Source organism: Knoellia pratensis (assembly GCF_042666395.1).
Lineage (GTDB): Bacteria > Actinomycetota > Actinomycetes > Actinomycetales > Dermatophilaceae > Knoellia > Knoellia pratensis.
In genome coordinates this window covers 679,453-705,918 of sequence record NZ_JBHTDJ010000003.1, presented here as the reverse complement: position 1 = coordinate 705,918, position 26,466 = coordinate 679,453, and the positions used below count along the sequence as shown (strand labels likewise).

25 protein-coding genes are annotated in these 26,466 nt (G+C 69.6%); 8 read left to right on the top strand and 17 right to left on the bottom strand.

Going from position 1 to position 26,466, the window contains the following annotated elements; translation table 11 throughout:
* The first annotated feature begins 203 nt into the window (after positions 1-203).
* Together ACFQRE_RS13285 and ACFQRE_RS13280 are read left to right on the top strand one after the other, a co-directional pair.
* Complete coding sequence (locus tag ACFQRE_RS13285) at positions 204-818, top strand: hypothetical protein (protein WP_380123057.1); 615 nt, start codon at positions 204-206, stop codon at positions 816-818.
* Entirely contained in the window at positions 815-2,149 is a 1,335-nt protein-coding gene (locus ACFQRE_RS13280; protein WP_380123055.1) for an ABC1 kinase family protein, read from the top strand. Before ACFQRE_RS13285 ends, ACFQRE_RS13280 begins: the two co-directional genes overlap by 4 nt.
* A 39-nt stretch (positions 2,150-2,188) precedes the next feature.
* Here the strand turns inward: ACFQRE_RS13280 and ACFQRE_RS13275 are convergent, their stop codons facing one another.
* The 7 genes from ACFQRE_RS13275 to ACFQRE_RS13245 form a co-directional block, all read right to left on the bottom strand.
* A complete protein-coding gene (locus ACFQRE_RS13275; protein WP_380123053.1) occupies positions 2,189-2,620 on the bottom strand; it encodes an NUDIX hydrolase in 432 nt (143 codons plus the stop codon).
* Positions 2,621-2,661: 41 nt separating this feature from the next.
* Positions 2,662-3,240 carry an HhH-GPD-type base excision DNA repair protein gene (locus ACFQRE_RS13270; RefSeq protein ID WP_380123050.1) on the bottom strand — a complete coding sequence of 193 codons (579 nt, stop codon included), beginning with the start codon at positions 3,238-3,240 and terminating at the stop codon, positions 2,662-2,664.
* A 67-nt stretch (positions 3,241-3,307) separates the two neighbouring features.
* A complete protein-coding gene (locus ACFQRE_RS13265; RefSeq protein ID WP_380123048.1) occupies positions 3,308-3,721 on the bottom strand; it encodes a rhodanese-like domain-containing protein in 414 nt (137 codons plus the stop codon).
* Positions 3,718-4,215, bottom strand: coding sequence for a cysteine dioxygenase (locus ACFQRE_RS13260; protein WP_380123046.1), 498 nt, complete (start codon positions 4,213-4,215; stop codon positions 3,718-3,720). Before ACFQRE_RS13260 ends, ACFQRE_RS13265 begins: the two co-directional genes overlap by 4 nt.
* A gap of 538 nt (positions 4,216-4,753) precedes the next feature.
* A complete protein-coding gene (locus ACFQRE_RS13255; protein ID WP_380123044.1) occupies positions 4,754-5,041 on the bottom strand; it encodes a WhiB family transcriptional regulator in 288 nt (95 codons plus the stop codon).
* Positions 5,042-5,190: 149 nt separating this feature from the next.
* Complete coding sequence (locus ACFQRE_RS13250; protein WP_380123042.1) at positions 5,191-5,415, bottom strand: hypothetical protein; 225 nt, start codon at positions 5,413-5,415, stop codon at positions 5,191-5,193.
* Between the two features lie 128 nt (positions 5,416-5,543).
* The gene (locus ACFQRE_RS13245) at positions 5,544-7,730 is read right to left on the bottom strand and encodes an ATP-dependent DNA helicase UvrD2 (RefSeq protein WP_380123040.1); all 2,187 of its coding nucleotides are present in this window, start codon (positions 7,728-7,730) and stop codon (positions 5,544-5,546) included.
* A gap of 58 nt (positions 7,731-7,788) precedes the next feature.
* Between ACFQRE_RS13245 and ACFQRE_RS13240 the strand changes: the two genes are divergently transcribed.
* Positions 7,789-8,049: a mycoredoxin gene (locus tag ACFQRE_RS13240; protein WP_380123038.1), complete on the top strand. Its 261-nt coding sequence runs from the start codon at positions 7,789-7,791 to the stop codon at positions 8,047-8,049.
* A gap of 23 nt (positions 8,050-8,072) precedes the next feature.
* Here the strand turns inward: ACFQRE_RS13240 and nudC are convergent, their stop codons facing one another.
* Positions 8,073-9,017 (bottom strand): NAD(+) diphosphatase, encoded by a 945-nt coding sequence (gene nudC, locus ACFQRE_RS13235; RefSeq protein ID WP_380123036.1) that lies wholly within the window; start codon positions 9,015-9,017, stop codon positions 8,073-8,075.
* Positions 9,018-9,056: 39 nt separating this feature from the next.
* Here nudC and ACFQRE_RS13230 point away from each other — a divergent pair, with 39 nt between their 5' ends.
* On the top strand, positions 9,057-10,592 hold the full coding sequence (locus ACFQRE_RS13230; RefSeq protein ID WP_380123034.1) for a macrolide 2'-phosphotransferase: 1,536 nt from the start codon (positions 9,057-9,059) through the stop codon (positions 10,590-10,592).
* On the opposite strand, the gene ACFQRE_RS13225 is transcribed toward ACFQRE_RS13230, so the two are convergent.
* Genes ACFQRE_RS13225 through ACFQRE_RS13215 form a run of 3 tightly spaced genes read right to left on the bottom strand, consistent with a single transcriptional unit; the run spans position 10,558 to position 18,263 of the window.
* The gene (locus ACFQRE_RS13225; RefSeq protein ID WP_380123032.1) at positions 10,558-13,869 is read right to left on the bottom strand and encodes an ATP-dependent helicase; all 3,312 of its coding nucleotides are present in this window, start codon (positions 13,867-13,869) and stop codon (positions 10,558-10,560) included. The two genes, ACFQRE_RS13230 and ACFQRE_RS13225, sit on opposite strands and share 35 nt — an antisense overlap.
* Entirely contained in the window at positions 13,866-17,009 is a 3,144-nt protein-coding gene (locus ACFQRE_RS13220; protein WP_380123030.1) for an ATP-dependent helicase, read from the bottom strand. Before ACFQRE_RS13220 ends, ACFQRE_RS13225 begins: the two co-directional genes overlap by 4 nt.
* Before the next feature lie 51 nt (positions 17,010-17,060).
* Complete coding sequence (locus ACFQRE_RS13215) at positions 17,061-18,263, bottom strand: ThiF family adenylyltransferase (protein ID WP_380123027.1); 1,203 nt, start codon at positions 18,261-18,263, stop codon at positions 17,061-17,063.
* Positions 18,264-18,386: 123 nt separating this feature from the next.
* Between ACFQRE_RS13215 and ACFQRE_RS13210 the strand changes: the two genes are divergently transcribed.
* The 3 genes from ACFQRE_RS13210 to ACFQRE_RS13200 all read left to right on the top strand — a co-directional run bounded on the left by ACFQRE_RS13210 (position 18,387) and on the right by ACFQRE_RS13200 (position 19,782).
* Positions 18,387-19,028 (top strand): TetR/AcrR family transcriptional regulator, encoded by a 642-nt coding sequence (locus tag ACFQRE_RS13210; RefSeq protein WP_380123025.1) that lies wholly within the window; start codon positions 18,387-18,389, stop codon positions 19,026-19,028.
* A 62-nt stretch (positions 19,029-19,090) separates the two neighbouring features.
* A complete protein-coding gene (locus ACFQRE_RS13205; RefSeq protein WP_009775792.1) occupies positions 19,091-19,315 on the top strand; it encodes a DUF3107 domain-containing protein in 225 nt (74 codons plus the stop codon).
* 197 nt (positions 19,316-19,512) lie between these two features.
* Entirely contained in the window at positions 19,513-19,782 is a 270-nt protein-coding gene (locus tag ACFQRE_RS13200; RefSeq protein WP_035939695.1) for a GlsB/YeaQ/YmgE family stress response membrane protein, read from the top strand.
* 146 nt (positions 19,783-19,928) lie between these two features.
* On the opposite strand, the gene ACFQRE_RS13195 is transcribed toward ACFQRE_RS13200, so the two are convergent.
* Positions 19,929-20,606, bottom strand: coding sequence for a ferritin-like fold-containing protein (locus ACFQRE_RS13195; RefSeq protein ID WP_380123022.1), 678 nt, complete (start codon positions 20,604-20,606; stop codon positions 19,929-19,931).
* Positions 20,607-20,806: 200 nt separating this feature from the next.
* Here ACFQRE_RS13195 and ACFQRE_RS13190 point away from each other — a divergent pair, with 200 nt between their 5' ends.
* Positions 20,807-22,432, top strand: coding sequence for a DEAD/DEAH box helicase (locus ACFQRE_RS13190; RefSeq protein WP_380123020.1), 1,626 nt, complete (start codon positions 20,807-20,809; stop codon positions 22,430-22,432).
* A 183-nt stretch (positions 22,433-22,615) separates the two neighbouring features.
* On the opposite strand, the gene ACFQRE_RS13185 is transcribed toward ACFQRE_RS13190, so the two are convergent.
* From ACFQRE_RS13185 to ACFQRE_RS13165, 5 genes are all read right to left on the bottom strand, one after another.
* Positions 22,616-23,680 (bottom strand): NAD(P)-dependent alcohol dehydrogenase, encoded by a 1,065-nt coding sequence (locus tag ACFQRE_RS13185; RefSeq protein WP_380123018.1) that lies wholly within the window; start codon positions 23,678-23,680, stop codon positions 22,616-22,618.
* Positions 23,681-23,758: 78 nt separating this feature from the next.
* Complete coding sequence (locus ACFQRE_RS13180; protein WP_380123015.1) at positions 23,759-24,541, bottom strand: ParA family protein; 783 nt, start codon at positions 24,539-24,541, stop codon at positions 23,759-23,761.
* A 76-nt stretch (positions 24,542-24,617) separates the two neighbouring features.
* Positions 24,618-25,055, bottom strand: coding sequence for a VOC family protein (locus ACFQRE_RS13175; protein ID WP_380123013.1), 438 nt, complete (start codon positions 25,053-25,055; stop codon positions 24,618-24,620).
* Positions 25,056-25,063: 8 nt separating this feature from the next.
* A complete protein-coding gene (locus ACFQRE_RS13170) occupies positions 25,064-25,447 on the bottom strand; it encodes a VOC family protein (RefSeq protein WP_380123011.1) in 384 nt (127 codons plus the stop codon).
* Between the two features lie 77 nt (positions 25,448-25,524).
* Entirely contained in the window at positions 25,525-26,418 is an 894-nt protein-coding gene (locus ACFQRE_RS13165) for a RecB family exonuclease (RefSeq protein ID WP_380123008.1), read from the bottom strand.
* Positions 26,419-26,466: the final 48 nt, after the last annotated feature.

The window sequence follows — 26,466 nt, the reverse complement described above, 5'->3', positions numbered from 1 at the left end:
CGCCCAGCCTGTCTCGTTGTGCAGCGGCCCCCGGTGTTCACCGGGGGCCGCTGCTTTGCCTCCGGCTCCACATCCGCTCCGCTTCCGCTCCGCTTCCGGGATTCTCTGGTCGCGCGTAGGGGCCGCGGGCCTGTGGATGACGGGCGAGGCGCCGGCCCACCGTGTGTCAGATTGTCTGGACCAGACGTTCTCGGGAGGCATTGATGGTCCAGCCGGCAATGGTCGTGGACGGTCGCGGTGGCCTCCCCGACGAGATCGCTCGTCAGCTGCGATTGGCGGGCACCGACCGGGTGCACGGCGGCCCCTTCGCCGCCGACGCCGCCGAGGCCCTGCTCGGGCTCAGCCCCCGCGAGCGTCCCGCCGCCGTGATCCTCGTCGACAACCACACCGTCACGGTCGAGTCAACCGCGCCGTGGCAACGCGCGGGCGTGATCCACCTGCCGGTGACGTGTGACGGGACCCGCTCGGTCGTGGGGCCGCTGATCATCCCGGGTCGGGGAGCGTGCTGGCGCTGCCATGCCCTGACCGCTCACGACCTCGAGGCCGTCGGCGCCCTCCCAGCCGTCGGCCGCTTCACCCTCGACCCCGTGGCGCTTCCTCCCGGGGGTCTCGGCGTCCTCACCGCAGCCGTCACGGCGAGCGTCGCCCTGGCCGCGGTCGCCGGAGCGACCCGCCTCAGCGGGGTCTCGACGGAGCTCGAGGTGGAGGGACCGAGCGTGGCCCACCGGCACTGGGGACGGCACCCGATGTGCACCGACTGCTCCGCATCGGGATCCGCCGCATGGCCACCCAACGGTCAGGACACAATGGCTGGGTGAGCGACATCCCCCGGCGATCCCTGACCCGCACGGCCAAGCTCGTGGGCCTGCCCCTCGGGCACGCCGGGCGCGCGGCCGTGGGTCTCGGGCGTCGCGTCGGCGGCGCGCCTGCCGAGGCCATCGCCGCAGAGCTCCAGACCCGCACCGCTGAGCAGCTGTTCGCCGTCCTCGGCGAGCTCAAGGGTGGCGCGATGAAGTTCGGCCAGGCCCTTTCCGTCATGGAGGCCGCGATGCCCGAGGAGCTTGCCGGCCCCTATCGGGCCACGCTGACCAAGCTCCAGGAAGCCGCTCCCCCGATGGCGGTCGAACGAGTCCACGCGATCCTGGCCGACCAGTTGGGCCCGCGCTGGCGGACCGCCAAGTTCCAGTCCTTCGAGGACCTGCCTGTCGCGGCGGCCTCCATCGGCCAGGTGCATCGTGCCGTCTGGCGCGACGGACGCGAGGTGGCCGTCAAGGTGCAGTACCCCGGAGCCGGGGCAGCTCTCCTCTCCGACATCACCCAGCTGTCGCGGGTGGCGCGCCTCGCCGGTGCGTGGATCCCCGGGATCGCCATGGGGCCGATCCTCGACGAGGTGCGCGACCGCATGAGCGAGGAGCTGGACTACGACCTCGAGGCGACGCACCAGAAGGTCTTCGCCAAGGCGTTCCGTGACGACGAGGACGTCTTCGTGCCCGACGTGCTCGCCCATGCCGATCAGGTCATCGTCTCGGAGTGGGTCGAGGGCCGCCCACTCTCCCAGGTCATCTCCGACGGCACGCCCGCCGAACGCGACCAGGCCGCTGGCCTCTACCTCGAGTTCTTGCTGCGCGGCCCCAACCGAGCCAGCCTCCTGCACGCAGACCCCCACCCGGGCAACTTCCGGATCACACCGGATGGCCGCCTCGGCGTTCTCGACTTCGGAGCGGTCAACCGGCTGCCCCACGGCATGCCTGCCGACATGGGCGAGATCATCACGCACACCCTCGCCGGCGACGAGGCGTCGCTCGGCGTGGTGCTGCGCCGCGCAGGCTTCATCCGTCCCGGCGTCGACGTGTCCGATTCCGCCCTCCTGCAGTACTTGAGCACGTTCGTCGAACCGTTCCAGCACGAGACCTTCACGTTCAGCCGCAGCTGGTTGCGTTCGGTCTCGGCGACGATCCAGGACCCGCGCCGAGAACAGTTCCTTGTCGGCCTGAAGTTCAATCTGCCGCCCGACTACCTCCTCATCCACCGGGTGTGGCTCGGCAGCATCGGCGTGCTGTGCCAGATCGGTGGCACCGTGCCGATGCGCGACCTCGTCTTCGCGCACGTTCCCGGCATCGACGAAGGCGCCGTTCCCCCGCCGAGCTGAGCGGACGGCATACGCCGTCTTTTGGGTATGCCGGCCAGTTCAGTCTGCGCGAAGATGCGCTGCCGCTTGCCTCACCAAGGCACCAGCACCGCTGGGGTACAGCGGAATTCGCACGCTTGCATCGTCGATGGGACGCCACTCGACCGGCATCGGCTGGTCGTTGTCCGCGAACATCCCGCCCTGCGGCGGAACCCTGTCGGCAGGGTCGAGCCTGCCGCAGTAGACGAAGACGACTTCGTGCCCGGGGTCCCCATCGAGTTCGAAATGGTTCTCGAGGACCCCGAGCAGTGAGGGATCGATGAGCGTCGCCCCAAGTTCTTCACGCACCTCCCTGACGACAGCCTCGAGGGAGGTTTCGCCGAACTCGACGCCGCCGCCGACGAGGCGGTGATAGCCCTCGGGGTTCTCACGTGATGGCTCCAGACGCGCCACGGCATGCCGCGTCCCGTCCGAGCCGAGGAGGACAGCCATCGCCGTGACCCGGATGCCGGATCGATCCAACGAGATGGGTCTCAGTCCTTCGCTGCCTTGGCCGCAGCCTTGGCCGACTTCTTGAAGTCACGAACCTTGAGGAGCGATTCGGGATCGACGACATCCGCGACGGAGCGGAAGCTGCCCTGCTCGGAGTAGGCACCAGCGGCCTTCTCCCAGCCGTCCGGTCGCACGGCCAACTGCTTGGCCAGCAGCGCGACGAAGATCTTGGCCTTCTGCTCGCCGAAGCCGGGGAGGTTCTTGATGCGGGTGAAGAGTTCGGCCCCGGTCGGCGCGTCGGACCAGATGCGACTGGCGTCGCCGGCGTACTCGTCGCGCACGACGGTCGCGAGCGCCTGGATACGCCCGGCCATGGAACGTCCGTAGCGGTGGACTGCCGGCGGCGTCGCGCACAGGTCGGCGAACGCCTCGGGCTCGGCCGCGGCGAGGGCTGCCGGGTCGAGGCTGCCGAAGCGCTCGAGCACCTTGGCCGGACCGGCGAAGGCACGCTCCATCGGGAACTGCTGGTCCAGGAGCATGCCGGTGAGAAGCGCGAACGAATCGTTGGTGAGCACCTCGTCGGCGGCCTCGTCCTGGGAGATACGGATCTGGTTTGCCATGCCGTCCATCCTGCCGCATGCCTGGCGGGCGCTCCCCCGGTCGCTTCGACGAGGGTGGCGGCGCCGTCTACGCCTCCAGGAGGATGGCCCGACTCGCAATCGGCAGGCCCTGCCCGCGCCACGCCGCGAAACCACCCACGACGTCGGTGGCACGCGACAGACCCAACGAGCGGAGGGCATCCGCGGCCAGACTGGAGGTGTAGCCCTCCTGGCACATGATGATGACGCGGGTGTCGAAGTCGACACCCGGGAGAACTGCATCCTGTCGAGGGTCAAAACGCCACTCGAGAACGTTGCGCTCGATCACGAGTGGGGCCAGCCCCGGCGAGACCTCACCCTCCTCAGCGCGCTGCGCCGCTGGCCGAATGTCGACGAGCCAGGCGGCGCCGGAGCGCACCTCGCGCCAGGCATCGCGAGCCGACCGTCGGTCGAGTCGCGAGCGCGCCTGTGCAAGCTGTTCGTCAATTCCGTTGCCGCTCACCAGGTCTCACCTCTCTGCTCGACGCCCGCCACGACGAGCTGGCCGTCAACGAGGTCGTAGTGGGTCATCTGATCGAGTCGTGGCGAGTAGGCGTGGACGCTCAGCGCGGGGACGTCGCCGTTGTTGACGACGTCGTGCAGGTGGTTGGGGCCGAAGGCCCTGCCCTCTCCCGCCGGCAGTGCCCGCGTGTGCAGGACGCCGTGGATGACCTGCCGTTCGGTGAGCACGCCTCGCACGGTTGTGAAGGCACCGCGGGATCCACCGTGGTCGTGGAATCCGGTGCTCGCGCCGGGCGGCCATTCGATGACCCAGAGCTGCAGGTGGTGAGTCTGCGCCAACTGGTGCCACCGGCGACCGTCCGGGTCCTCGGCACGCACCGGGAGCAGGTCGGGCAGGTCCGGGTCAGCGGCGAAGAGCCGGGCGACGCGCAGCAGTTGGACGGGGGTGAAGGTGTTGACGCCGGGAAGAGCCGACGCGGGACGTGCAAGGGTCATGGGGTTCTCTCAAAGGGGTGTCGTCTGTGGTGGTCGCGACGCAGGGCGACCGGGGCTGTGCGAGATCAGCAGCAACAGCGACAGCACATGACGGCAGCGGGCATGACCGGGAACTTCCGGGCGGCTGCGGTCGACGACATGGGTAGAGCGAACCACGGCCCACTGGGCCGGTCCACCCGAAAAGTGGGACGTCTCACGGAATGGAAGGACACGGCATACCGGCTGCCTTCCTTGCGTCTGCGCAAGTGGCGGTTCTGGCCACCACATCCGCAGACGCAAGGGGTGCGCCCGGGTCCGGACATGAAACGGCGCCGCCCCCGGCCTGGGGAGCGGCGCCGATTCCATCGGTCATCGCACGATCATGCGAACCTCGGCGAGCTGTCGCGCTCGCTCGAGGTGCGCCTGTGCACGGCGTTGCGCTTCGTGCGCGTTCCGCTCGTGCAGGGTGCGACGAACCTGCTGCATTCGTCTGCGGTACATGGTTCCTCCAAGGATCCAGGTGGGCTGTCATGTGGTCAGTTGTCGCTCGACGGTGAGGTCATGCCGCGACCGTGTCCTTGCGCGGACGGCCACGGGGCCGCTTGCGCGGGATCACGACGCCCTGCTCGAAGAGCTCGCCACCCCAGACACCCCACGGCTCCTGACGGTCGAGGGCACCTGCGAGGCAGGCGCTCTTGATCGGGCAGGTCCCGCAGAGGGTCTTGGCGAACTCGACACCGGCAGGGGTGTCGGCGAACCAGATCTCAGCGTCGTTCTCGCGACAGGGCACGGCGTCACCGAGTTCGGCAGTGCACTCCTGTGCGTCGATGAGGTCAGTCAGCTGCATGAGTGTCACCTCCTTCTCCGCCCGGTCGGGGCGGGGTTTGTTTGTCTTCGATCGGTTGGTGTGTGGTGTCTGTGGATCGAGCGACACAACGAAAAAGGCCGCGGATCCCGGGTGGGTTCCGCGGCCTTTTGGCCAATCGCAGCTGTGGTCTACAGCGGCGACGCCAAGAAGGAGGCGGAGAAGTCACCCGTGGGGTTGAGGGCACCATCGGCGCGGACGCCGGCGCCGAAGCCAGCGATATCCATGCCAGCGGCGGACACAGTGGTCCCCTGAACCGGAACGGTGATCGGTGCGAGGGTCGGCAGTGCACCCAGGCGCTCACGCGTGCGGAACGGGACGGTGTAGTCCGTCGCGATGCTCTTCGTGGTCTCCATGCGGCCAACCCTCCTCACTGTCTGGTGACGTCGTGGCACGGCGGCTGCCGTGCTGTGTCAGATCAGGTTAGGGGACCGCTGCGAGGGCGTGCAACGGAATTAATGAGTTGATTTTGCGGGAGCACGCATCAGGCGTCGGATTCCGTTGTGGCAGAACCGGATTCATCCTGAGAATTTGTTGCAGATTCGACGACGGATTCGGGAGATTCGCCGCCGAGGACCGCCAGCACCTGGGCTGCGTAGAGGTCGAGCTTGCGCTGCCCAACGCCGCTGATCGCGGACAGGCTCGCCAGGTCGGACGGTGTCTGCTCGGCGATGGCCGTGAGAGTCGCATCGGTGAAGACGACGTATGCCGGCACAGCGGCACCTCTCGCGGTGGCGAGCCGCCACTCGCGCAGACGCTCGAACAAGGCCTCGTCATAGGTCGCCGGACACGTGGCGCAGCGACCGACGGTGCGCTCCGAAGCGGTCGACAGGTCGGCACCACAGGTGCGGCAGAGGCTGCGCCGTGCCACCTTGGGGGTCTTCGCTCCCCCGGCACCGACACGCGACGAACGCTTGGGCTGTGACCGGGCGCCGTCACCGAGGATGCTCGCGGTGCCGTCGAGGAAGCGGGAGGGTCGGCGGGTCGCCCGAGCACCGGGCGTGCGTGCCCCGGACCACGAGACGATGAGGCGGTCGCGCGCTCGGGTCACCCCGACATAGAGCAGTCGGCGCTCCTCCTCGATCGCCTCGGGCGTGTCCGCCATGGAGATCGGGAGATAGCCGTCGGAGGCGCCGATGAGGAACACCGTCCCCCACTCGAGGCCCTTGGCCGCGTGGAGCGAGGCGAGCGTGACGCCCTGGACCGATGGCGCGTGCTGTGACGCCATGCGCTCGTCGAGCTCCCGGACGAAGGCCGGCATACGTGCCTCGCCATCGGCGGCCGCGAGGTCGTCGGCGAGCGCAGCCAAGGACGCGAGCGACTCCCACCGCTCACGGGCGGCTCCCCCCGCGTTGGGTGCCTGCCGGGACCACCCGGCGCCGAGCAGCACGTCCCGCACGAGGTCGGGCAAGGACACCGACCCGTCGTCGGACCGGGCCGCACCTCGCATGAGGACGATGGCGTCGCGCACCTCCTTGCGTTGGAAGAACCGCTCACCCCCACGGACGAGATAGGGGATGCCTCGATCAGCGAGGGCCGACTCGACGTTCTCGGACTGGCCGTTGGTCCGGAAGAGCACAGCGATGTCGGCCGGGGCCGCTCCACCGGCGATGAGGTCAGCGATCTGGCCAGCGACCGCGGCCGCCTCACTCGGATCGTCGGGGTGGTTGATGAGCGTCGGCGCGGGGCCGGGCTCGCGCTGGGCCTCGAGGACGACGGACCCACTGCGTCGGCCGCCGCTCGGTGAGCGGAGCACGAGGTTGGCCAGCCCCACGATCTCGGGGGTCGACCGGTAGTTGCGCACGAGCTCGACCTGCCGCGCCTTCGGGTGCCGGGCGCGGAAGCCGAGCAGGTGAACCGGTGAGGCCCCGGTGAAGGAGTAGATCGTCTGGGCCGGGTCACCGACGACGCAGATGTCCTGGCGACCGGCGAGCCACAGGTCGAGCAGTCGCTGCTGGAGGGCGTTGACGTCCTGGTACTCGTCCACGACGAAGCTGCGGTACTGCTCGCGCACGGCCCGGGCGACGCCCTCGTTCTCCTCGAGGATCCCGACGAGGACCAGCAGCACGTCCTCGAAGTCGATGACCCCCCGCTCAGCCTTGACCTCTTCGTAGCCAGCGAGGACGCGGGACATGGCGGTGAGGTCGAGCCCCGGCGCCTCACGCCCCGCCGCACGAGCCGCGGAGGCATAGGTCTCGGGGGTCAACATGCTGACCTTGGCCCACTCGACCTCGGCCGCGAGGTCGCGAATACCGGTGCGGTCAAATCGCATTCGTAACCGACCCGCCGCCTCAGCGACGGCACCGGCCTTGTGCGGCATGACCTCGGGGGACGCCCCACCGATGGCCTGCGGCCAGAAGTAGTGCAACTGTCGCAAGGCCGCCGCGTGGAAGGTCCTGGCCTGCACGCCGCCGACCCCGAGATCGCGCAGGCGCGTGCGCATCTCGCCCGCGGCCCGCGCCGTGAAGGTGACCGCAAGCGTGCGTTGCGGTTGCTGCGCACCGGACAACACGGCATACGCAATGCGGTGCGTGATGGCCCGGGTCTTGCCCGTGCCCGCGCCCGCGAGCACGACCATGGGTCCGGTCGGGTTCGCGGCGACCTCGCGCTGCTCCGGGTCGAGACCCTCGAGAATCGCGTCGGCAGTGGGGTGTGCGGGCATCAGGGACATCGGTGCGATCCTAGATGTCAGGTCCGACCTCGCACCCTCGCCTGTCCACAGGAGCACCATGAGCGCCAAGAACCCTGCCCCGGGAACCGTGACGATGTATTCGACGACGTGGTGCGGCTACTGCCGTCGCCTCAGGTCGCAGCTCGACCGCGAGGGCATTGCCTACGACATCGTCGACATCGAGCGCGACGAGAACGCTGCGGTCTACGTGATGCAGGTCAACGGTGGGAACCAGACCGTCCCGACGGTGGTCTTCCCCGACGGGACCGCAGCGACGAACCCGTCAGTGGCCGAGGTCAAGCAGCGCCTCAGCGCCTGACTCTGGCCCGACCATGCGGTCGGTCAGCCTCGCAACGGAGCGTCGGCGACGTCGATCTCTGCGCCGTACCAGTGCTCGATGAGCCGGCGGGCGATGGAGATCCGGCTGGAGATCCGCAACGACCCGTCGGCGAGGGCGCGGGTGAACTCGTCGCGATCGAACCACTGCGCCGCCTCGATCTCGCTCTCCTGCAGCGTGAGATCGGTCGTGACCGCACGCGCCGTGAACCCGATCATCAGCGATGACGGAAACGGCCACGGCTGGTCCCCGAGATAGGTCACGTCCGTCACCGTGACCCCGACCTCCTCGTGCACCTCACGCGCCACCGCACTCGCCAGGCTCTCGCCCGGCTCGACGAATCCGGCGAGCACCGACATGCCGGACGAGGCGAACCCCACGCCGCGCGCGAGCAGCAGCCGGTCGCGGTCGTCGATGACCGACATGATCACGGCAGGGTCCGTACGCGGATAGTGCTCGCTCTCGTCATTCGGGCACACCCGGATCCAGCCCGACTGCGCGGGTTCGGTGGGTGAACCGCACCGCGGGCAGAAGCCGTGGCGTTGGTGCCAGTTGGTCAGGCCTGTGGCCGTCGTGAGCACACCGGCGTCGAGATCGCCCAGGCTGGCGCCCACAGCGCGCAGACCTCGCCGCTGCGGATCGTCGGTCGTCGCGGCGGTCTCCGGGGCAACACAGACGAGGTATGCCGTGCCGCCCGTCGGTGCATCGTGGCCCAAGTAGGCGACGAACCGGTCGCGGTCATCGGGGTCCGGCGCGCGATAACGCAGCGCCACCTGCCCGTCGATCTGCTCCTCGACCGGGGCCCGACCGTCGACGAGCTCGAGCACTCGCGTGCCCGGATCGTCGAGGAGAACGTCGAGAAGTCCGGGTTCGGTGCGGAGTTCGCTGTGGCGGTCGAGACCACCACGGGAGAGAGGGAGAGAAGGAAGACTCGCTGCTGCACGCGCCACGTTCCCACCCTAGAGGGCCACACGGCATACGGTGAACGGGTGGCACTCACCCCGACCTTCCTTGCGGCCGTCGCTAGCGCCGGCGTGCCCGGTCTGGACCCGGTGAGCGTCGAGGCCCTGCCGAGCGTGCCGGACCAGGACTATGACGTCGCGTTCGTCCAGGACACCGAGCACCGCCGATGGGTGGTCCGGGCTCCGCGCAACGAACTGGCGGCGGCACGGATGGACCTCACGGTCACGCTGCTCCAGCTGCTCGCGCGACGACTGCCGTTCACGGTGCCCGCACCACGCGGCTTCGTCGAGCTCAGGACTGGCGGGCGCGCGATGATCTATCCCTATCTGCCCGGGCACAACCTGTCCTTCGACTCACTCCCCGCAGGCGCCGGGCCGGCCGCGGAACTGGGTCGGGCCATCGCGGCCCTGCACAACACCGATCCCCGTCTCTTCGACGAGGCCGGGATGCCGACCTATGACACCGACTCGTATCGGCGGCGCCGGCTCGCCGAGCTCGACCGCGCCGCCGAATCGGGACGCGTTCCCACGGCCCTGCTGGCGCGCTGGGAGCACGCCCTCGAGGACGTGGCGCTGTGGCGGTTCGCACCAACCGCCACCCACGGGGACCTCACCGGAGACCAGGTGCTTGCCGTCTTCGAGGACGACTCCGACGCCTCGTCCGGTCGCATCCGGGGCATCACCGGCTGGGAGGACGCCAAGGTCGCCGATCCCGCAGACGACTTCGCGGCTCTTGTCGACGAGGCCGACCCGGCGACTCTCGAGACCGTTCTCGAGGCCTACGCCCACGCTCGGGTGGAACGACCCGACCCCAACCTCCTGGTGCGCGCCCGACTCGCTGCCGAACTGACCGTGCTGAGGGAACTCATGCGCGCCGACTCGCGGGGCGACGCCCCGGCCATCGAGGGCCTGTCCAGCCGCCTGCGCCGACTCGATGAGGACGTCCACGCCGAGGACACGGCCGATGACTACCGCCGCACCTCGCTCACCCCCGTCGCCCTGCGCGGCCGGGCCACTCCCCCGCCAGCTGTCGCTGAGGAGGAGGACGAGGAGGAGGACGTGGAGTTCGAACCCTCGATCCCCGAGGACTCATCCACACCGGAGGCCGAGGTCACTTCGGAGGACTCGGAACCCGCACAGCCCACGCCACTGCTCTCGACGGCCGGCCTCGGACTGGACCTCGACGACGACGAGGCGGCGGAGGCGGGTTCCGCCCACGAGACGTACGACGAAGTCGACGACGCGGACGACGCGGACGACGCGGACCAGGACGATCTCGACTCGGTCATCGAGGACGCCTCCCACGATGACGAGGTGGCGTGGACGCCGCGAACCTTCCCTCCGCCTGCGGTCGCGGACGTCGCACTCGGGGACGAAGCCGTGACCGACCCCGAACCCACGGCCGAGGTCGAGGTCGAGACCGAGACCGAGACCGAGACCGAGACCGAGACCGAGACCGAAGCAGAGGACCTGACGATCACGCGGCCCATCCCCGGGCTGGCAACGGGTCGAGCCGCGGAGCCCGAGATCACGCCCGAGGAACTCCCGCGAGAAGGTCGCTGATCTCGGCCTCGTCCGCGAGATCGGGCCAGACCGTCTCACCGGTACCGGCGTAGTAGAACGCGCCGCTGACCCGTTGCGGGTCCACGCCGCGCAGGCGTGCCCAGGCGATTCGGTATGCGGCGAGCTGCAGCGCGCGCACCCTTGCGACCTCGCCGGACGGTTTGCGGCCGGTCTTCCAGTCGACGATCACCCAGTCGACGCCCTCGACGTCGGCAAAGACGGCATCGATGCGGCCGCGGATCGCGACACCGTCGACCACGGTTTCGAGCGCCGTCTCGATCTCGATCGGATCCCGGGCGGCCCAGGGGCTCGCGAGGAAGCGCTCGCGCATGGCTGGCAACTCGGCGTCGCCCAAGGGGTCCTCGTCGGCACTTCCGGGCAGATCGAAGAGGTCGACGATCGCGGCCCTCGCGTAGTGCTCCTCGATCCAGGAGTGGAAGGCCGTTCCTCGACGCGCCGCCTGTGCGGGTGCCGACGGCATGGGTCGACGTAGCCCGGCGGCGAAACGTTCGGGGTCGGTCGCGAACGCCACGAGGGACGATGTGGACAGGTGCGAGGGAAGCTCGACGACGTCGTCGTGCCGGGACTGCCGCCGGGCGCGCTCGGCGAGCAGCAGGTCCAGCTCCCGCGCCCACGGGCCCAGGGTCGGAGAGGTCGACTCTGGCTCCTCGCTGGCCCGGGTGACTGCACGTGCCGCCGCGTCAGCCCGAACCCGACGGTGGCCCAGGTGGTCGACCGGCCAGACGAACTCGTGACCGTCCTCAGTGCCCGGCTTCACCAGCGCCGAACCATCCTCGGGAGGCACCGGGAGATCGGCCCACTCGCGGATGCGAACTGGGGAGTCATCCACCGTCGTGAGCTGCATGACTTCGTCGAGGAAGCGTGAGGTCACCCTTGGGGTCTTCGGCCGACTCCACACACTCGCCGTGAGCAGCAGCGCGTGGCGTGCCCGGGTGGCTGCCACATAGGCCAGGCGGCGTTCCTCGGCCACGGCGTGCTCTCCCCCGGACACGGCAAACTCCTCGAGCCGCACCGCCAGCTCGTCCCACCCGACGGCGCTCCGCCAGCCGAACTCGGGCAGACCGTCGCGGTCCCCGCGCAGCTCGTAGGGCAGCCCTCCGTCCTGCAGGCCCGCCAGCCATCCCTTGTCCTTGGGCGCCGAGATGCGCCACTGCCCGTCCTTGAAGCTCGGCGAGTGGAGGTTGTGCGCCGGGAAGGTGCTCTCGACGAGGGCGGGCACCGCGACGACGTCCCACTCCAGGCCCTTCGCGGCGTGGATGGTCATCACCTGCACGGCATCGGACGTCGCATCGGCGTAGCCGCGATCGAGCCCTCTCTCCTCGTCGATCGCGGCCTTGATCCAGTCGAGGAACCCGCCGAGGGTGGCCCGGTCGGCGCTCTGCGAGAACTGGGCGGCCACGTCACCGAAGGCGTCGAGGTGGGCTCGGGCCGCGGCCGGCGTGTACTCGGGTCGGGACAGGACCTCGATGTCGAGCCCGAGGGACTTCTCGGCCTCGAGGACGAGATCTGCAAGGGGCAGGAAGGTGAGTCCGCGCATCCGCCGCACCGTGGCCGCGAGTCCGGCCAGACGGTCGCGGGCAACGTCGGAGAGCCGCTCGCCCTCGTCGCCCACCCATCCACGCGGCGGCAGGGAGTCGAGTGCCTCGATGATGCTCGGCGCATCCGCAGCATCCGGTGCGAGGTCCTTCTCGTGACGCGCAACGGCTCCGCCACGCAGACGCTGTTGCACGCGAGACCAGGCCGCGAGGGCATCGAGGTCGGCGATCCCGAGCCGCATCATCGGGCCCGAGAGCAGTCGAACCAGGTGGTCTCCACGGGCGGGGTCCTGCACGACGTGCAGCAGGGCGACGACGTCCTCGACCTCCGGTGTGAGGAGCAGACCTCCCAGTCCCACGACTTCGTGGGGTATGCCGTGTTCTTCCAATGCCGCTGTCACAGTAGCGAATTCGGCTCGCTTACGACAGAGCACGGCAGCGCTCACAGCGCCTCGTGACCGGTGGACCGCGAGCCATCGCGCGATGTGGTCGGCCTCATCCGCTGCCGTGGTGAGCCGGGCGACCTCGACGGATCCGACTCCTGCGCCGGGTCGCGAGGCCAGTGGCTCGACCGTCACCCGGGACGCGGCGCGCAACGGCTGCGCGAGGTGGTTGGCGACATCGAGCACGGCGCTGTCGTTCCGCCAGCTCGTCGACAGGTCGAGCTTCCTGGCGGGCTCCGGGTCGCCGAACTCCACGGCGAAGCGCGTCAGGGTCGTCGCGCTGGCTCCGCGCCAGCCGTAGATCGACTGGTGCGGGTCACCGACGGCGGTGACCGCCGAGGTCTCACCCGGCGCGACGTAGAGCGCCTTGAGCAACGCCAGTTGCGCCTCGGACGTGTCCTGGAACTCGTCGAGCAGGACGACGCGATGGCGGGCCCGCTCGATCGCCCCGATGTCGTCGAAGGTCATCGCGAGCTTGGCCGCGAGCGCCATCTGGTCGGCGAAGTCCATGGCGTCCCGGCTGCGCTTGAGCTCGGCGTAGCGGCCGACGATGGGCAGCACGGCTCGACGCAGCCGGAGGTTCGTGAGCTCACCGGCCACGGGGTTGACCCGCTTCTTCGTGTCGCCGCGCTCCAGCTGCTCAAGGTGCTCGATGACCTGATCGAGGTGTGCAGCAACACTTTCGGGCGTCTGGAGGTGCTCCGCCATCTCACCGGCGAGGTCCACGACAGCTGCGGTCACGGTCGACTCTGCCTTGTCGACCTCGTCCATCGGGCCGTCGTAGCGCACCACTGCTTCGTGGGCCGTCTGCCAGGCGGCCGCCTCCGACAGCAGTCGCGTGTCGGCTTCGTAGCCCAACCGCAGGCCGTGCTCGCGAACCAGCCGACCGGCATACGAGTGGTAGGTCGACACGCTCACTGCCGTCCCGAGCGAGGGAGCGCCATCGACTTCCTGAGGAGTCCACAGCCCGACGCGACGCAGTTGCGAGAGGCGGTTGCCGATGCGGTCGGAGAGCTCTGTCGCCGCCTTGCGCGTGAAGGTGAGTCCGAGCACGTCCTCGGGCTCAACGAACCCGTTGGCGACGAGCCACACGACCCGAGCGGCCATGGTCTCGGTCTTGCCCGATCCGGCCCCCGCGATGACGAGCAAGGGACGCAGGGGTGCCTCGATGACTGCCGTCTGCTCGGCGGTGGGACGGTGCGGCAGGCCGATGGCTTCGGCGACGGCTGCAGCGGACCAACGCACCTCCGTCTCGGCCGGTGCCGCCGCGGAGTTCACAACGCCCTCCCCTCGGGCTGGGCCGGGCACGAGCTGCGCACCGGACAGGTGCGGCAGAGCTCGTCGCTCGGGCTGGCGACAAAGGTCACACCACCCATGAGCTCACCCGTGTCGACGATGAGGCGCTGCGCCCACTCCGGGTCCTCGTCCTGCGCCAAGGGTGGCTGGACCTGGATGGTCGTCGCCTTGCCTGCGGCCTTGCCGACGTGGAGCAGCGCTGCGCCAGAGGAGGACTGGGGAACCTCGACGTCCTCGAAACCACCCTCGATGACGGCGAGTTGATAGGCACCGAGCTGCCCGTGCCTCGGCACATCCGAGGCCTTGGGTTTGCTCGAGCCCGTCTTGTAGTCGATGACCCGGACCTCGCCCGACGAGCTGACGTCGAGGCGGTCGACCGTGCCACTCAGCACGATGCGCCCGAGCTCGACCTTCATCCGCGCCTCGGCGGCGAGACGCTGCCAGCCGGCCGCGGTGTTCTCGTCGAAGAAGCGCGCAAGCCGGTCGACCATTCCCTCGGCCTGCCGACGTTTGAGGTCGGTCGACCACCCCGGAGGGAGCCCGAGTCGGGGCCAGCGCTCATCGAGAGTCGTGCGCATGGTCGCGGCATCGGCGTCACCCTCGGCGGCGATCTCGTGGATGAGCGTGCCGATGTCGCGCTGACCGATCATCGGGCCGTCTCCCCCGACCTTGGTCAGCGCCCACTTGAGCTGGCAGGACGTGAAGCCGTCGATGGCCGACGGTCCGACCCGCACCGGGTCCTCGGGCCCACGACGTGGTCGCTCGTCGGACAACCCGTGGAGCACCCACCACGAGGCCGGATCGGCGCCGGGGACACCCGCGCGGGCGAGCCGGGCCAGGCCGGTGATGGCGCCTCCCCGACGGCGCACGTCGTCGGACACGACGTCGCGGCGCAGGGCACCGACGAGGGCCGGGAGAGTCACGGGTCGCGCCCAGTCGCTGGCTTCGCGGCGGTCCGCGTCATCGGGCAGAGGATCGACGACATCGAGGTAGGGAGAGGGCTGTTCGTCCTCGCTGCGCACCGCCGTGACGAGGAGCGACCGGGTCGCGCGCGACACGGCGACGTGGAAGAGCCGGGTTTCGTCATGGCGCACCGCAGCGAGCGCGGCTCGATGTCCACCCGCGCGACCACGCACCACGTCGACGAGGTCCTGGGACCCCAGCAACGAGCCGCGCAGCCTGAGGTCGGGCCACGACCCCTCCTGCACACCGGCGACGACCACGAGCGGCCACTGGCGCCCCGCCGCCGACTGGGGGGTCAGCAACGAGACCGACTCGCCGACCGGGGCCCGGGCGGCAAGGGTGTCGCCGGGCACGTCCTGACCAAGGACATGCTGGAGGAAGGCTTCGGGCGACGAACCCGGCAGACGTTCGCCATAGGTCGCGGCAGCACGCAGCACCGCCAGAACGGCATCGAGATCGCGATCCGCTCGAGCGCCCGCGGCACCACCACCCAGAGCCGTCTCGCGCCACTGTCCCGCGAGCCGGGAGGCGTCCCACATGGCCCAGAGAATTCCTTCGGCGCTGACGCCGGGGCCCCACTCACCCTCGACGGCACCACACGCCTCGACCCCGGCCCGGATCATCCGACCGATGCGCTGGACGGAGCGGCCCTCGATCCCGAGGCGGTCGTGCACGGCCGGGCGCATCAGCACCTCGGCGATGAGCTCATCGCTCGTGCGAGACCCGCCGGCGTCGAGCTCTTCTCGGCGGAGCGCTCGCCGCAGGCGTCGCAGCTCGACCGGGTCAGCTGCGCCCAGTGGCGAGACGAGCACATCGAGGGCCACCTCCACGGGCACGTCCTCGGTGCGCTCCAACGCGAGGTCGGTCACGACCTGGAGAAGCGTGAGCAGCGGTCTCACCGCTGGCTCGTCGCGCACGGGCAGCTCGGCCTCGGCAGCACTCACGGGCACTCCGGAGGACTGCAGGGCCCGCCTGAGAGCCGCGCTGCGGGACTGGCCGCGCACGATCACCGCCATGTCGGACCACGGCACGTCGTCGAGCAGATGGGCCGCCCGCAGGCGCGCAGCGATGAAGCCGGCTTCCTGGCTGGCCGACCGCAGCAGGTGCACCTCGGACGAACCACCCTCGCCAGCAGCCTCCGCCCGGCGATGAGCCACATCGCCCAGCACACCGATGTGCCCGGCCACCGCATTGGTCACGGTCAGCAAACCCCCCGGGAGGCGATGGCTGCGAGGGAGCACGACGGTCGGCCCGTCACCGAGGCTGGCCCACTCACGCGCCAGCAGCGTGGGGTCACCGCCGCGGAAGGTCTGGGTGGCGCTGTCGGGGTCACCGATGAGGACGATCCCTGCAGCGGGAACCACGTGTCGCAGCACCTCGAGCAGGCGCAGCGCCGCTGGCGTCATCTCCTGGGCGTCGTCGACGACGACAAGGCGCAGACCGGCGGTGAGCGAGCGGGCCAGGTCTTCGTCACCCATGAGCGCACTGGCGGCCGCTCCAAGGATCCACGCGGGGTCGAACGCGCCGGGAGTGAGCAGCGCGGTCACCTCGTCGTACTCACGCAGCAGCTCGGCCCCCGCAACCCACTCGTCGCGCCCGTGCAGCACGCCCAGTTGCGCCAACTCGTCGGGATCGAGTCCGAGCTCCACGGCGCGCATCAGCAGGTCGCGCAGTTCAGCCCGGAACGCCCGGGTGGGGAGCGCGAGCCGGACCCGCTCGGGCCAGCGCGGGCCGACGCTCTCGCCCGAGGCGTGCCCGGCCAGGAGCTCGCGGATCACGACGTCCTGCTCCGGGCCGCTGAGAAGCCGGGGCGGCGGGTCGCCGACGAGGGCGGCGGACGCTCGCAGGACTCCGAACCCGAACGACGGGAAGGTGCGCGCCAGCGGCTCGGTCGACGTGCCACCCACGCGCGCCGTCACCTGGTCGCGCAGCCGGGCCGCGTCGCGCCGCGATGAGGCGAGAAGCAGGCACTGGTCCGGGCGAGCACCATCGGTCACGTGGGCTGCCACCAACTCGACGGCCACCGTGGACTTGCCGGTTCCTGGGGCACCAAGGACCCGCAGCACACCGGTCCCGCGCCAGTCGACGACCGATTGCTGCCCTGCGTCGAGGACCGGCATCACGGTCTCGGCGGTCGCAGCACGTCGGAGGGTCAGCACGTCCCGATCCCATCACGCCGCACCGACATCAGCGCTCAGCCCTGCGCCGTGTCAGTAGGTCGACAGGGTCGGGTCGACCTCGCGCACCCAGGCGAGCACGCCGCCGGTCACGTCAACGGCGTCGACGCCTCGGGCGCGCAGGAGACCCACGGCTTCCGCTGATCGTGCTCCCGACTTGCAGTACACAAGCGTCGGTATGCCGTCCGCGAGCTTTGCGACCGCCTCACCTCGGTCGCTGCGCACCTGCCCGAGTGGCAGCGGCACAGCCCCCGGGATGGTCACGACCTCACGTTCGCCGGGCTCGCGGACGTCGAGCAAGATGAACGCGTCGGCACCCGCGTCGCGGTCACGCAGCCGTTGAGCCAGAGCCGTGACGCTCAAGGATGGGAGCGCGGGTTCGGTTGCGACAGAGGAGATTTCAGAGCCATCACCAGAGCCGGGCCGCGGCTCTTTCTCAATGCCGAGGGGCCGGTGCGGATCGGCAGCGGCACCGCACACGACGCAGTCCGGGTCTGCCGCGACGGCCAGGGTGCTCCATTCCTGACGCCACGCGTCGTGCAGCAGCAATCGGCCGACGAGCGGTTCGCCCACGCCGACGAGGAGCTTGACGACCTCCTCCGCCATGACCGACCCGACCGCACCGCAGGAGGCCCCGAGCACCCCGCCCGTCGAGCACGACGGCACCGCTCCGGGTGGCGGGGGGTTGGGGAAGACACAGCGATAGCACGGACCCTCACCGGCCCACCAGACGCTGGTCTGGGCGTCGTGCTGATAGACCGAGCCCCACACGTGCGGGACGCCGAGGCGGGCGCACGCGTCGCCGACGAGGTATCGGGTCGGGAAGTTGTCGGCACCGTCGACAACGACGTCGTGGTCGGCAACGAGATCGAGGATGTTGTGGGCGCTCAGCCGCTCCCCCACGGGCGTGACCGTGACGTCGGGCGCAAGCGCCTGCAGGGCGGCCACGGCCGACTCGACCTTGAGGCGTCCGACATCGGCGACCCCGTGAACCACCTGACGCTGCAGGTTGGTCGATTCCACGACATCGTCATCGACGACGGTGATCCGACCGACCCCCGCAGCGGCGAGGTAGAGCAGGACCGGCGACCCCAGTCCGCCCGCGCCGACAACGAGAACCCCGGCGGCTCGCAGTCGGCGCTGCCCCGTGTCACCGATCCCCGGAAGGATGACGTGGCGCGCAAAGCGCGTCCGCTCGGGAGGCGAGAGCTCCTCGCCGACTGGTGCGAGCGGCATACGCCCGCTTGTCCTGCCCACGGCGTCCACCCGGCCACGATACGTCCGAGCGCCCCCGCCCGACTCCGGCGTTCCGTACTATGACGCGCACCACACCGAACGCGAAGCCCAGACAGGACTCCCATGGACACGAGCACTCAGCGCGGACAGCGCATGCCCCGATCAGAGCGCCGGGCCCAGCTCCTGGAGGCGGCACAGGCGGTGTTCGTCGAGCGCGGCTACCACGCGGCCGCGATGGACGACATCGCCGAACACGCCGGGGTGTCCAAGCCGGTTCTCTACCAGCACTTCCCGGGCAAGCTCGAGCTCTACCTGGCGCTCCTCGATGAGCACTGCGACACGCTCGAGCGCCTGGTTCGGGCGGCCATGCAGGAGCCGGCGGAGGGCAACGAGGACCGCGTCCGCGCCACGATCAGCGCGTACTTCGACTTCGTGTCGCGCGAGGGTGCGGCCTTCCGCATGATCTTCGAGTCCGACCTCACGGGTGTCCCCCAGGTGCGCGCCCGCCTCGACAGCCTCGAACTCGCCTGCGCCGAGGCCATTGCCGACGTCATCGCCCACGACTCTGGCATCCCCGACGAACACGCCATGCTGCTCGCGACCGGCCTGTCCGGCATGTCCCAGATCACCGCGAGGCACTGGTTGGCGGCCGAGTCCGACCTCGACCGTGACGAGGCCGCTGCCCTCGTCACGCAACTCATGTGGCGCGGCATCGGCTACCTGCCCATGGTGGGCGGGGAACGATCTGAACCCGCTCAGGGTTAGCCTCTCGTGAAAGGTCGCTCGGCTCTTGCCGGGCGGCCCCCACGAACGAAAGGTGACTGACCGTGGAGGTCAACATCGGCGTGCAGAACGTCGCACGCGAGATCGCAATCGAGACCGACGCCTCGCCCGCAGAGGTGTCCAAGGCCATCGCGGCTGCCCTCACCGACGGCGGCATCCTGCGCCTCACCGACACCAAGGGCCGCGAGCTCCTCGTGCCCGGACGCGCGCTCGGCTGGGTCATGGTCGGCGAGTCCGAGAAGAGCAAGGTCGGCTTCGGTCAGATCTGACGGCGTGACACCCCCGCCACGGGCTCGGTCGGATCCCGAAACATGGTCTGACCTGCCGCGATGACGAGGGGCCTCGCCGAGAAATGGGTGACGCGCAGTGCGTGTTCAACCCAGAATGTGGCATAAGGTCAAAGCGTCAAGGTCACCAAACAGGTGACCACATTTGCGCCCGACAGGGCCAGAAAGGAGCGGTTCCCGTGATCGGAACCATTATCGGCGCCATCATTGTCGGTGCCATCATCGGAGCACTGGCTCGCCTTGTCCTCCCGGGCAAGCAGAGCATCTCCGTCGTGGTGACCGTCATTCTCGGTATCCTCGGCTCCCTCATTGCCTCCTGGCTCGTCTACCAGCTGGGCTACAACAACGAGAACGGCGGATTCCAGTTCGTCCCGTTCCTCGCCGGCGTGGTCGTTGCCGCCCTCCTCATCGTGGGCTACGGCATGGCGACCAACAAGAAGCAGGTCTGACGCTTCAGCGCCTGACTCAGCATCACGGCGAAGGCCCCGATCCTCATTGCGAGGATCGGGGCCTTCCCCTGTGACCGCCACTCGTGCCCCGCACGGACATCGCGAGCGCAGCGAAGCGTGTCCGTGCGGGGCACGAAGACGGCGGGTCAGGCAGAGAGCCCCAGGCGGGCCATGCGCTGGCTGTGACGGTCGGTCAGTCGGGTGAACATCTGGCCAATGGCTGTGAGGTCCGCTCCCCCGCCGACGAGCAGGCCCGTGAGGGCGTCCCGCTCCACGGCGACGGACTGGCCCTGGCTGAGGGCCTCACCAAGCAAACGACGGCCCCACAAACTGAGCTTGCCCGTGGCCGTGCGGTCGGTCTGGATCGCGTCACGGACGACGGAGACGATGAAGTCACCCGCACCGGCGTCGTCCAGGGCGTGGTCCATGACCGCCCGCGTCTCGGCGTCGACAAAACTGGCCATCTCGCGATAGAAGTCCTTGGCGATGCCATCCCCGACGTAGGCCTTGATCAGCCCCTCGACCCAGCTCTTGGGCCTGGTCCGATCGTGGAAGGCCGAGAACGGCGTCACGAACGGCTGCATGGCGCTCTCGGCATCGACGCCCATCTCGGTGAGGCGGTCGACGAGCAGTTCGTACTGGCGATACTCGGTCGCGGCGAATCCGGCCATCTGCGCCTTGATCCGCAGCGAGGGCGCGAGGTCCGAGTCCGTGGCCATCCGGATGCAGGCCGTCAGCTCGCCGTAGGCCAGGACTCCCAGCAGGTCAACAACTGCTGCCCTGTATGCCGGGTCGTCCAGTCCCGTCGTGCCGTTGGTCTCCATATTGCGCAGCCTAGCGACCCGGGTGCGGCGGGCGGACGGCATCCAGCGCGGTAGGCTGAAGAGGTCCACGGTGCCCGGTCGGCACGACGAACACCCTCTGTGAGGTTCTCATTCACGAGAGCCCACCCGAAGAACTCCGATCGGCCCGCCACAGCGGCGACGAGCCTCACCCGCGTGAAGCCGCCGATCAGAGAGCTCTCATGACAGACGCATCAACCATCCCTGCCGACCCGACCGCCGAGGCGATCCCCGACGAGGCAGCCATCGAGGCGACCAAGCAGGCCACGGCCGACGTGCAGTCCTTCTCGGACTTCGCCATCCACCCCGACATCGTCTCGGCCCTCGCTGCGCACGGCATCACGACGCCGTTCCCGATCCAGGCCATGACCCTCCCCGTCGCCCTGGGTGGCCACGACATCATCGGTCAGGCCAAGACGGGCACGGGCAAGACGCTCGGCTTCGGCATCCCGCTCCTCAACAAGGTCATCGCCCGCGGCGACGACAAGTGGGACGGCTTCGTCCACAAGGGCAAGCCCCAGGCACTCGCCGTGGCCCCGACCCGCGAGCTCGCCGTGCAGGTGTCCGCCGACCTCGAGCGGGCCGGCAAGGCCCGCGGCATCCGCGTGCTCACCGTCTACGGTGGCCGCGCCTACGAACCGCAGATCGACGCCCTGACCAAGGGTGTCGAGGTCGTCGTCGGCACTCCCGGACGACTCATCGACCTGGCCAAGCAGGGCCACCTCGACCTGTCGCACGCCAAGACTGTCGTGCTCGACGAGGCCGACGAGATGCTCGACCTGGGCTTCCTCCCCGACGTCGAGAAGCTCCTCGCCATGACCTCGCCGGGCCGCCAGACCATGCTCTTCTCGGCGACCATGCCGGGCGCCGTCGTCGCGCTGGCGCGTCGCTACATGACACAGCCGACGCACATCCGTGCCATGCAGGAGGGCGAGGGTGACACCTCGCAGACCGTGAAGGCCATCACGCAGCACGTCTACCGCGCGCACGCGATGGACAAGGTCGAGATGCTCGCCCGCATGCTGCAGGCCAACGGTCGCGGCCTGACCATCGTCTTCAGCCGCACCAAGCGCACCGCCGCCAAGGTCGCCGACGACCTCGCCGAGCGCGGCTTCGCTGCCGCCGCCATCCACGGCGACCTTGGCCAGGGCGCTCGCGAGCAGGCGCTGCGTGCGTTCCGCTCGGGCAAGGTCGACGTCCTCGTCGCGACCGATGTTGCCGCCCGCGGCATCGACGTCGAGAACGTCACGCACGTCATCAACTACCAGTGCCCGGAGGACGAGAAGACCTACGTCCACCGCATCGGCCGCACGGGTCGCGCCGGCCAGACAGGTATCGCCGTGACGTTCGTCGACTGGGACGACCTGCACCGCTGGACGATGATCAACAAGACCCTCGACCTGGGTATCCCGGACCCGGAGGAGACCTACTCCTCGTCGGACCACTTCTACGCCCAGATGGACATCCCGGTCGGCTCCAAGGGTCGCCTGAAGAAGTCCGAGCAGACCCGCGCCGGACTCGGCGCGGAGACGCTCGAGGACCTCGGCGAGACTGGCAAGTCCGGTGGCCGTCGACCCAGTGGTGGCGGTTCGCGTGACGGTGGCCGCGGCAGTGGCGACGGTGGTTCGCGTGATGGTGGACGCGGCTCACGAGACGGTGGACGTGGCGGTCGCGATGGCGACCGTGCCCGCAGCGAGGCTCCCCGTGTTTCCGCTGACGCACCGGCCGCCGAGGGTTCGGCCGCACCGCGCCGCAACCGGAACCGTCGTCGGACCCAGGGCGGCAAGCCCGCCGCAGCCACCGACTGACGCAGCCCCGCCACGAGCGGCGCTCATCGTGACCACCGGTGCTCCCACGGGAACGCCGGTGGTCACGGCTTGCGCCGGGCGCACGAGCGGCGCTCATCGTGAATCGCGAGGCGCCCACCCGGCATACGCCAGAGCACGAAGGCCCTTCCCGCACAACGGGAAGGGCCTTCGTCGTATCTCGCGTCAGGCGGAGGGGCTGATCGTGCTCGTGTCGATGACGACGCGATAGCGCACGTCACCAGCAACAACGCGGTCGTATGCCGCATCAACAGCCGTCGTGTCACTCGCGTCGATCGTCTCGATCGTCGCGCCGATGCCGTGCTCGGCGCAGAAGTCGAGCATCTCCTGGGTCTCGGCGATGCCACCGATGTTGCTGCCGGTGAGCACCTTGTTGCCGCCGATGAGGTTGAACGGCTTGACCGAGAGGTCGCTCGGCGGGAGGCCGACGTTGACGAGGGCACCGTTGGGCTTGAGCAGGCGCAGGTAGGCGTTCATGTCGAGGTCGGCGCTCACCGTGTTGAGGATGAGGTCGAAACTGCCCTGTGCAGCCTTCATGGCGTCGGCGTCGCTGGTCGCGATGTGGTTGCTGGAGCCGAGCACCTTGGCGTCATCGGCCTTGGCGGAAGAGCGCGACAGGGTCGAGACCTCGGCGCCCATGGCGTTGGCGATCTTGACGCCCATGTGGCCGAGGCCACCGACGCCCACGACCGCGACCTTGCGGCCGGTGCCGGCGCCCCAGCGCTTGAGCGGGGAGTAGGTCGTGATGCCGGCACACAGCAGCGGGGCGGCCTCGTCGAGCTCAATGCCTTCGGGGATGCGGACGACCATGCGCTCGGTGACGACGATCTGCTGGCTGTAGCCGCCAGCGGCCCACTCGCCGTCGTAGTTCTTGGCGTTGTAGGTGCCGACGGCACCCTTGGTGCAGAACATCTCCTGACCGTTCTTGCAGTTCTCGCACTCGGCGCACGAGTCGACGAGACAGCCGACGCCGACGCGGTCGCCGACCTTGTGCTTGGTCACGGCGCTGCCGACGGCGCTGACGGTGCCCGCGACCTCGTGGCCGGTGACGATCGGGTAGTGCGCCGGACCCCATTCGTCGCGGACGGTGTGGATGTCGCTGTGGCAGATGCCAGCGAAGGCGACGTCGATGCGGACGTCGTCGTCGCGCAGGTCACGGCGCTCGATCTCGACGGCCTGGAAGGGTGCCCCGGCGGACGGGACGGACAGTGCAGATGTCGTGGTGGGCATGAATCCACCGTAACCCCGCAGTCGCCTCCCCAGAGAACTCGTCCCGACCGCTCACCCGGCCCGGGCGACCGGTGAGGCCTACAGCGTCGGGACCAGCGACTTTGCGACCTCGCGGTAGGCACGAGCGCCCTTGGACGAGCGTGACGTCGCGAGGATCGAGCGCCCCACGGCCGGGGCCTCGGCGAACCGAACCGTGCGCGGGATCGGCGGCGACAGCACGGGCAGGCCGTAGCGCTCGCCCACGTCGGAGAGGACCTCCTGCGCGTGGTTGCTGCGGCCGTCGAACAGGGTCGGGAGGATGCCGATGACCTTGAGCTTCTTGTTGAGGAACTTCTTGACGTCGGCGACGGTGTCGAGGAGCTGCCCGACGCCTCGGTGGCTGAGCATCTCGCACGGCATCGGGATGATGAGTCCCTGCGCGGCTGTGAGCGCGTTGAGGGTGAGGACGCCGAGGCTCGGCGAGCAGTCCAGCAGGATCACGTCGTAGTCCTTGCGGACGTCCTGGAGCGCGCTCTGCAGGACGTACTCGCGGGCCGGTCGACCGAGCAGCACGGCCTCGGTGCCGGCAAGGTCGATCGAGCTGGGGACGAGGTCGACCCCGTCCTCACACGTGACGATGACGTTGCTGAGCTCGGCCTGCCCGAGGAGCACGTGGTGGACGGACTCCTCGACGGCGTCGGGATCGACGCCGAGGCTGAAGGTCAGGCAGGCCTGCGCGTCGAGGTCAACAAGGAGCACGCGCTTGCCGAGCTCGGCGAAGGCAGCGCCCAGGGAGGCGACCGACGTGGTCTTGGCGACGCCGCCCTTCTGGTTGGCGAGGGCGATGATCGTGGCACCGGTGGAGCGGGGGCGTGGGGGCACGAGGAGTCCTTGCAACAAGAGTGGGTATGCCGTCCGCCCCAGTCTCGCAGGCCGGGGCGGCTTCTCGTGCGCTCGCTCAGGTGGTGTTGCCCACTGGTGGAAGGACGAGTTGGCCGACCGGCCCGGGGTTCCAGGCGATCTCCCACCGGAACCCGTCGGGGTCGGCGAAGTAGCCCGTGTAGCCACCCCACTCGCGCTCGACACCCTCGGACACCACTGGTGCGCCGGCGGCACGCGCGTCGGACAGCACGGCATCCACCTGCTCGCGCTCGTGGACGTTGTGACTCAACGTGATCGGCGCGACGCCGGGACCGGTCTGGGCTGGCGCGCCGATCTCGGCCTCGAAGTGGGCGCGGTCCCACAGCGAGAGGACGGTCAGTGGACCGGCCCGGAACATCAGCACCTCGTCGGGGTCGTGGAACTCGGGGGTCCACCCCAAGCCCTCGACATAGAACCGGTGCGACGCCGCGAGGTCCTGCACGGCCAAGGTGATGAACGAGACGCGCTGCTCCATCGCGACCCTCACTCGCCTGCTGGAGCGGCCGTGTGGCAGACGGCCTCGACGTTGTTGCCGTCGGGGTCGCGCACGAAGACGGCGTAGTAGCCGGGGTGGTATTCGGGCCAGTGGCGCGGCTCGTGCAGCGTCTCGGCGCCGAGATCCTTGGCGGCGGAGTGGAAGGCATGGACCGTGTCGACGTCGGCGGCAGTGAACGCCAGGTGCGACTCCCGGTTGGGCCCGTCCACCTCGGGTTTGGCGAGCCAGAAGTCGGGCCCCTCGCTGCCGTAACCCACGGCAACGTCGAAGTCCATGACGCGGCGGTGGCCCAGAGTGCCGAGCACCGCGTCGTAGAAGCGCTTCGCGGCATCGAGGTCCGCGCAGGTGATTCCGATGTGGTCAACGATCATGACGACACCCTTGCACTGGCCCCCGACAGCCGCTCGGAACACGGCGGGGAAGACACCTCAAGCCGCCTCAGACCGCCTCAGTCGACCTCGACCGGCCGCGGCACGAGTGCCGCCTCAGCCGCCTCGAGCGCCGCCCACCCGGACTTCTCCGGTCCGGCGGCTTGCCCCTCCGGGCAGTGGGCCCTGAAGTCGCACCAGGTGCAGATCGGCCCGACCACCGGGGGGAAGAGGGTTGATTCGACCCCCCGCTCCGCGAAGTCGGCATCCGCTCGCTGGGCGTCCCGGGCGATGGACTTCGCCTCGTCCACCTTGCGCGTAAGGGACTCCGGGGTGTGGGTGTGCGCCAACACCTCCCCCGACGGAACGTGGTGCAACTCGACCCGAAGGCACGGGCGACGGAACATCTTCCAGACGGCCGCGGCATACAGGGCCATCGGGAGGGACGTGCGCGCGTCGTCGTCACTGAGCGGCTTCTGGCTCGTCTTGTAGTCCACGACGACGAGCTCGCCATCGCGGTCGTCGAGGCGGTCGATGCGTCCGGTGACCCGCAGCGCACCGCTGATGAACGACACCGTGCGCTCGATCCCCCGCGGCGGGTCATCCGCATCGACCCCGGCGAGATAGGCGACGACGTGCTCCTGCGCGCGCTTGCGCCACAGCACCGACTGCTCCGGGTCGCGGAACCCCACGTCGATCCAGGACGTGCGCACCAGCTCACGCCCGGCGGACGCGGTGCGTCGGTCTCGCGGCAGGTCCCACCAGTCGCGCAGCGCGTTGTGAACCGCCAGGCCAAAGGACGTGTGCGCCCGCTGCGAGCGTTGCTCGGGTCTCGGCTTGTCGAGGTACTGCATCCGATAACGCCGGGGGCAGTCGACGTGAGCGAGCAGGCGAGAGGGGCTCGCGGCATACAACTTGGGTGGCATGCCCGCGAACTCACTCTGGACCGGTCGCCCGGCACTCACCTCGGTCACCGGACCAACCTAGCCAGCCGCGCGGACACTCCCGGGACGCCATCCACA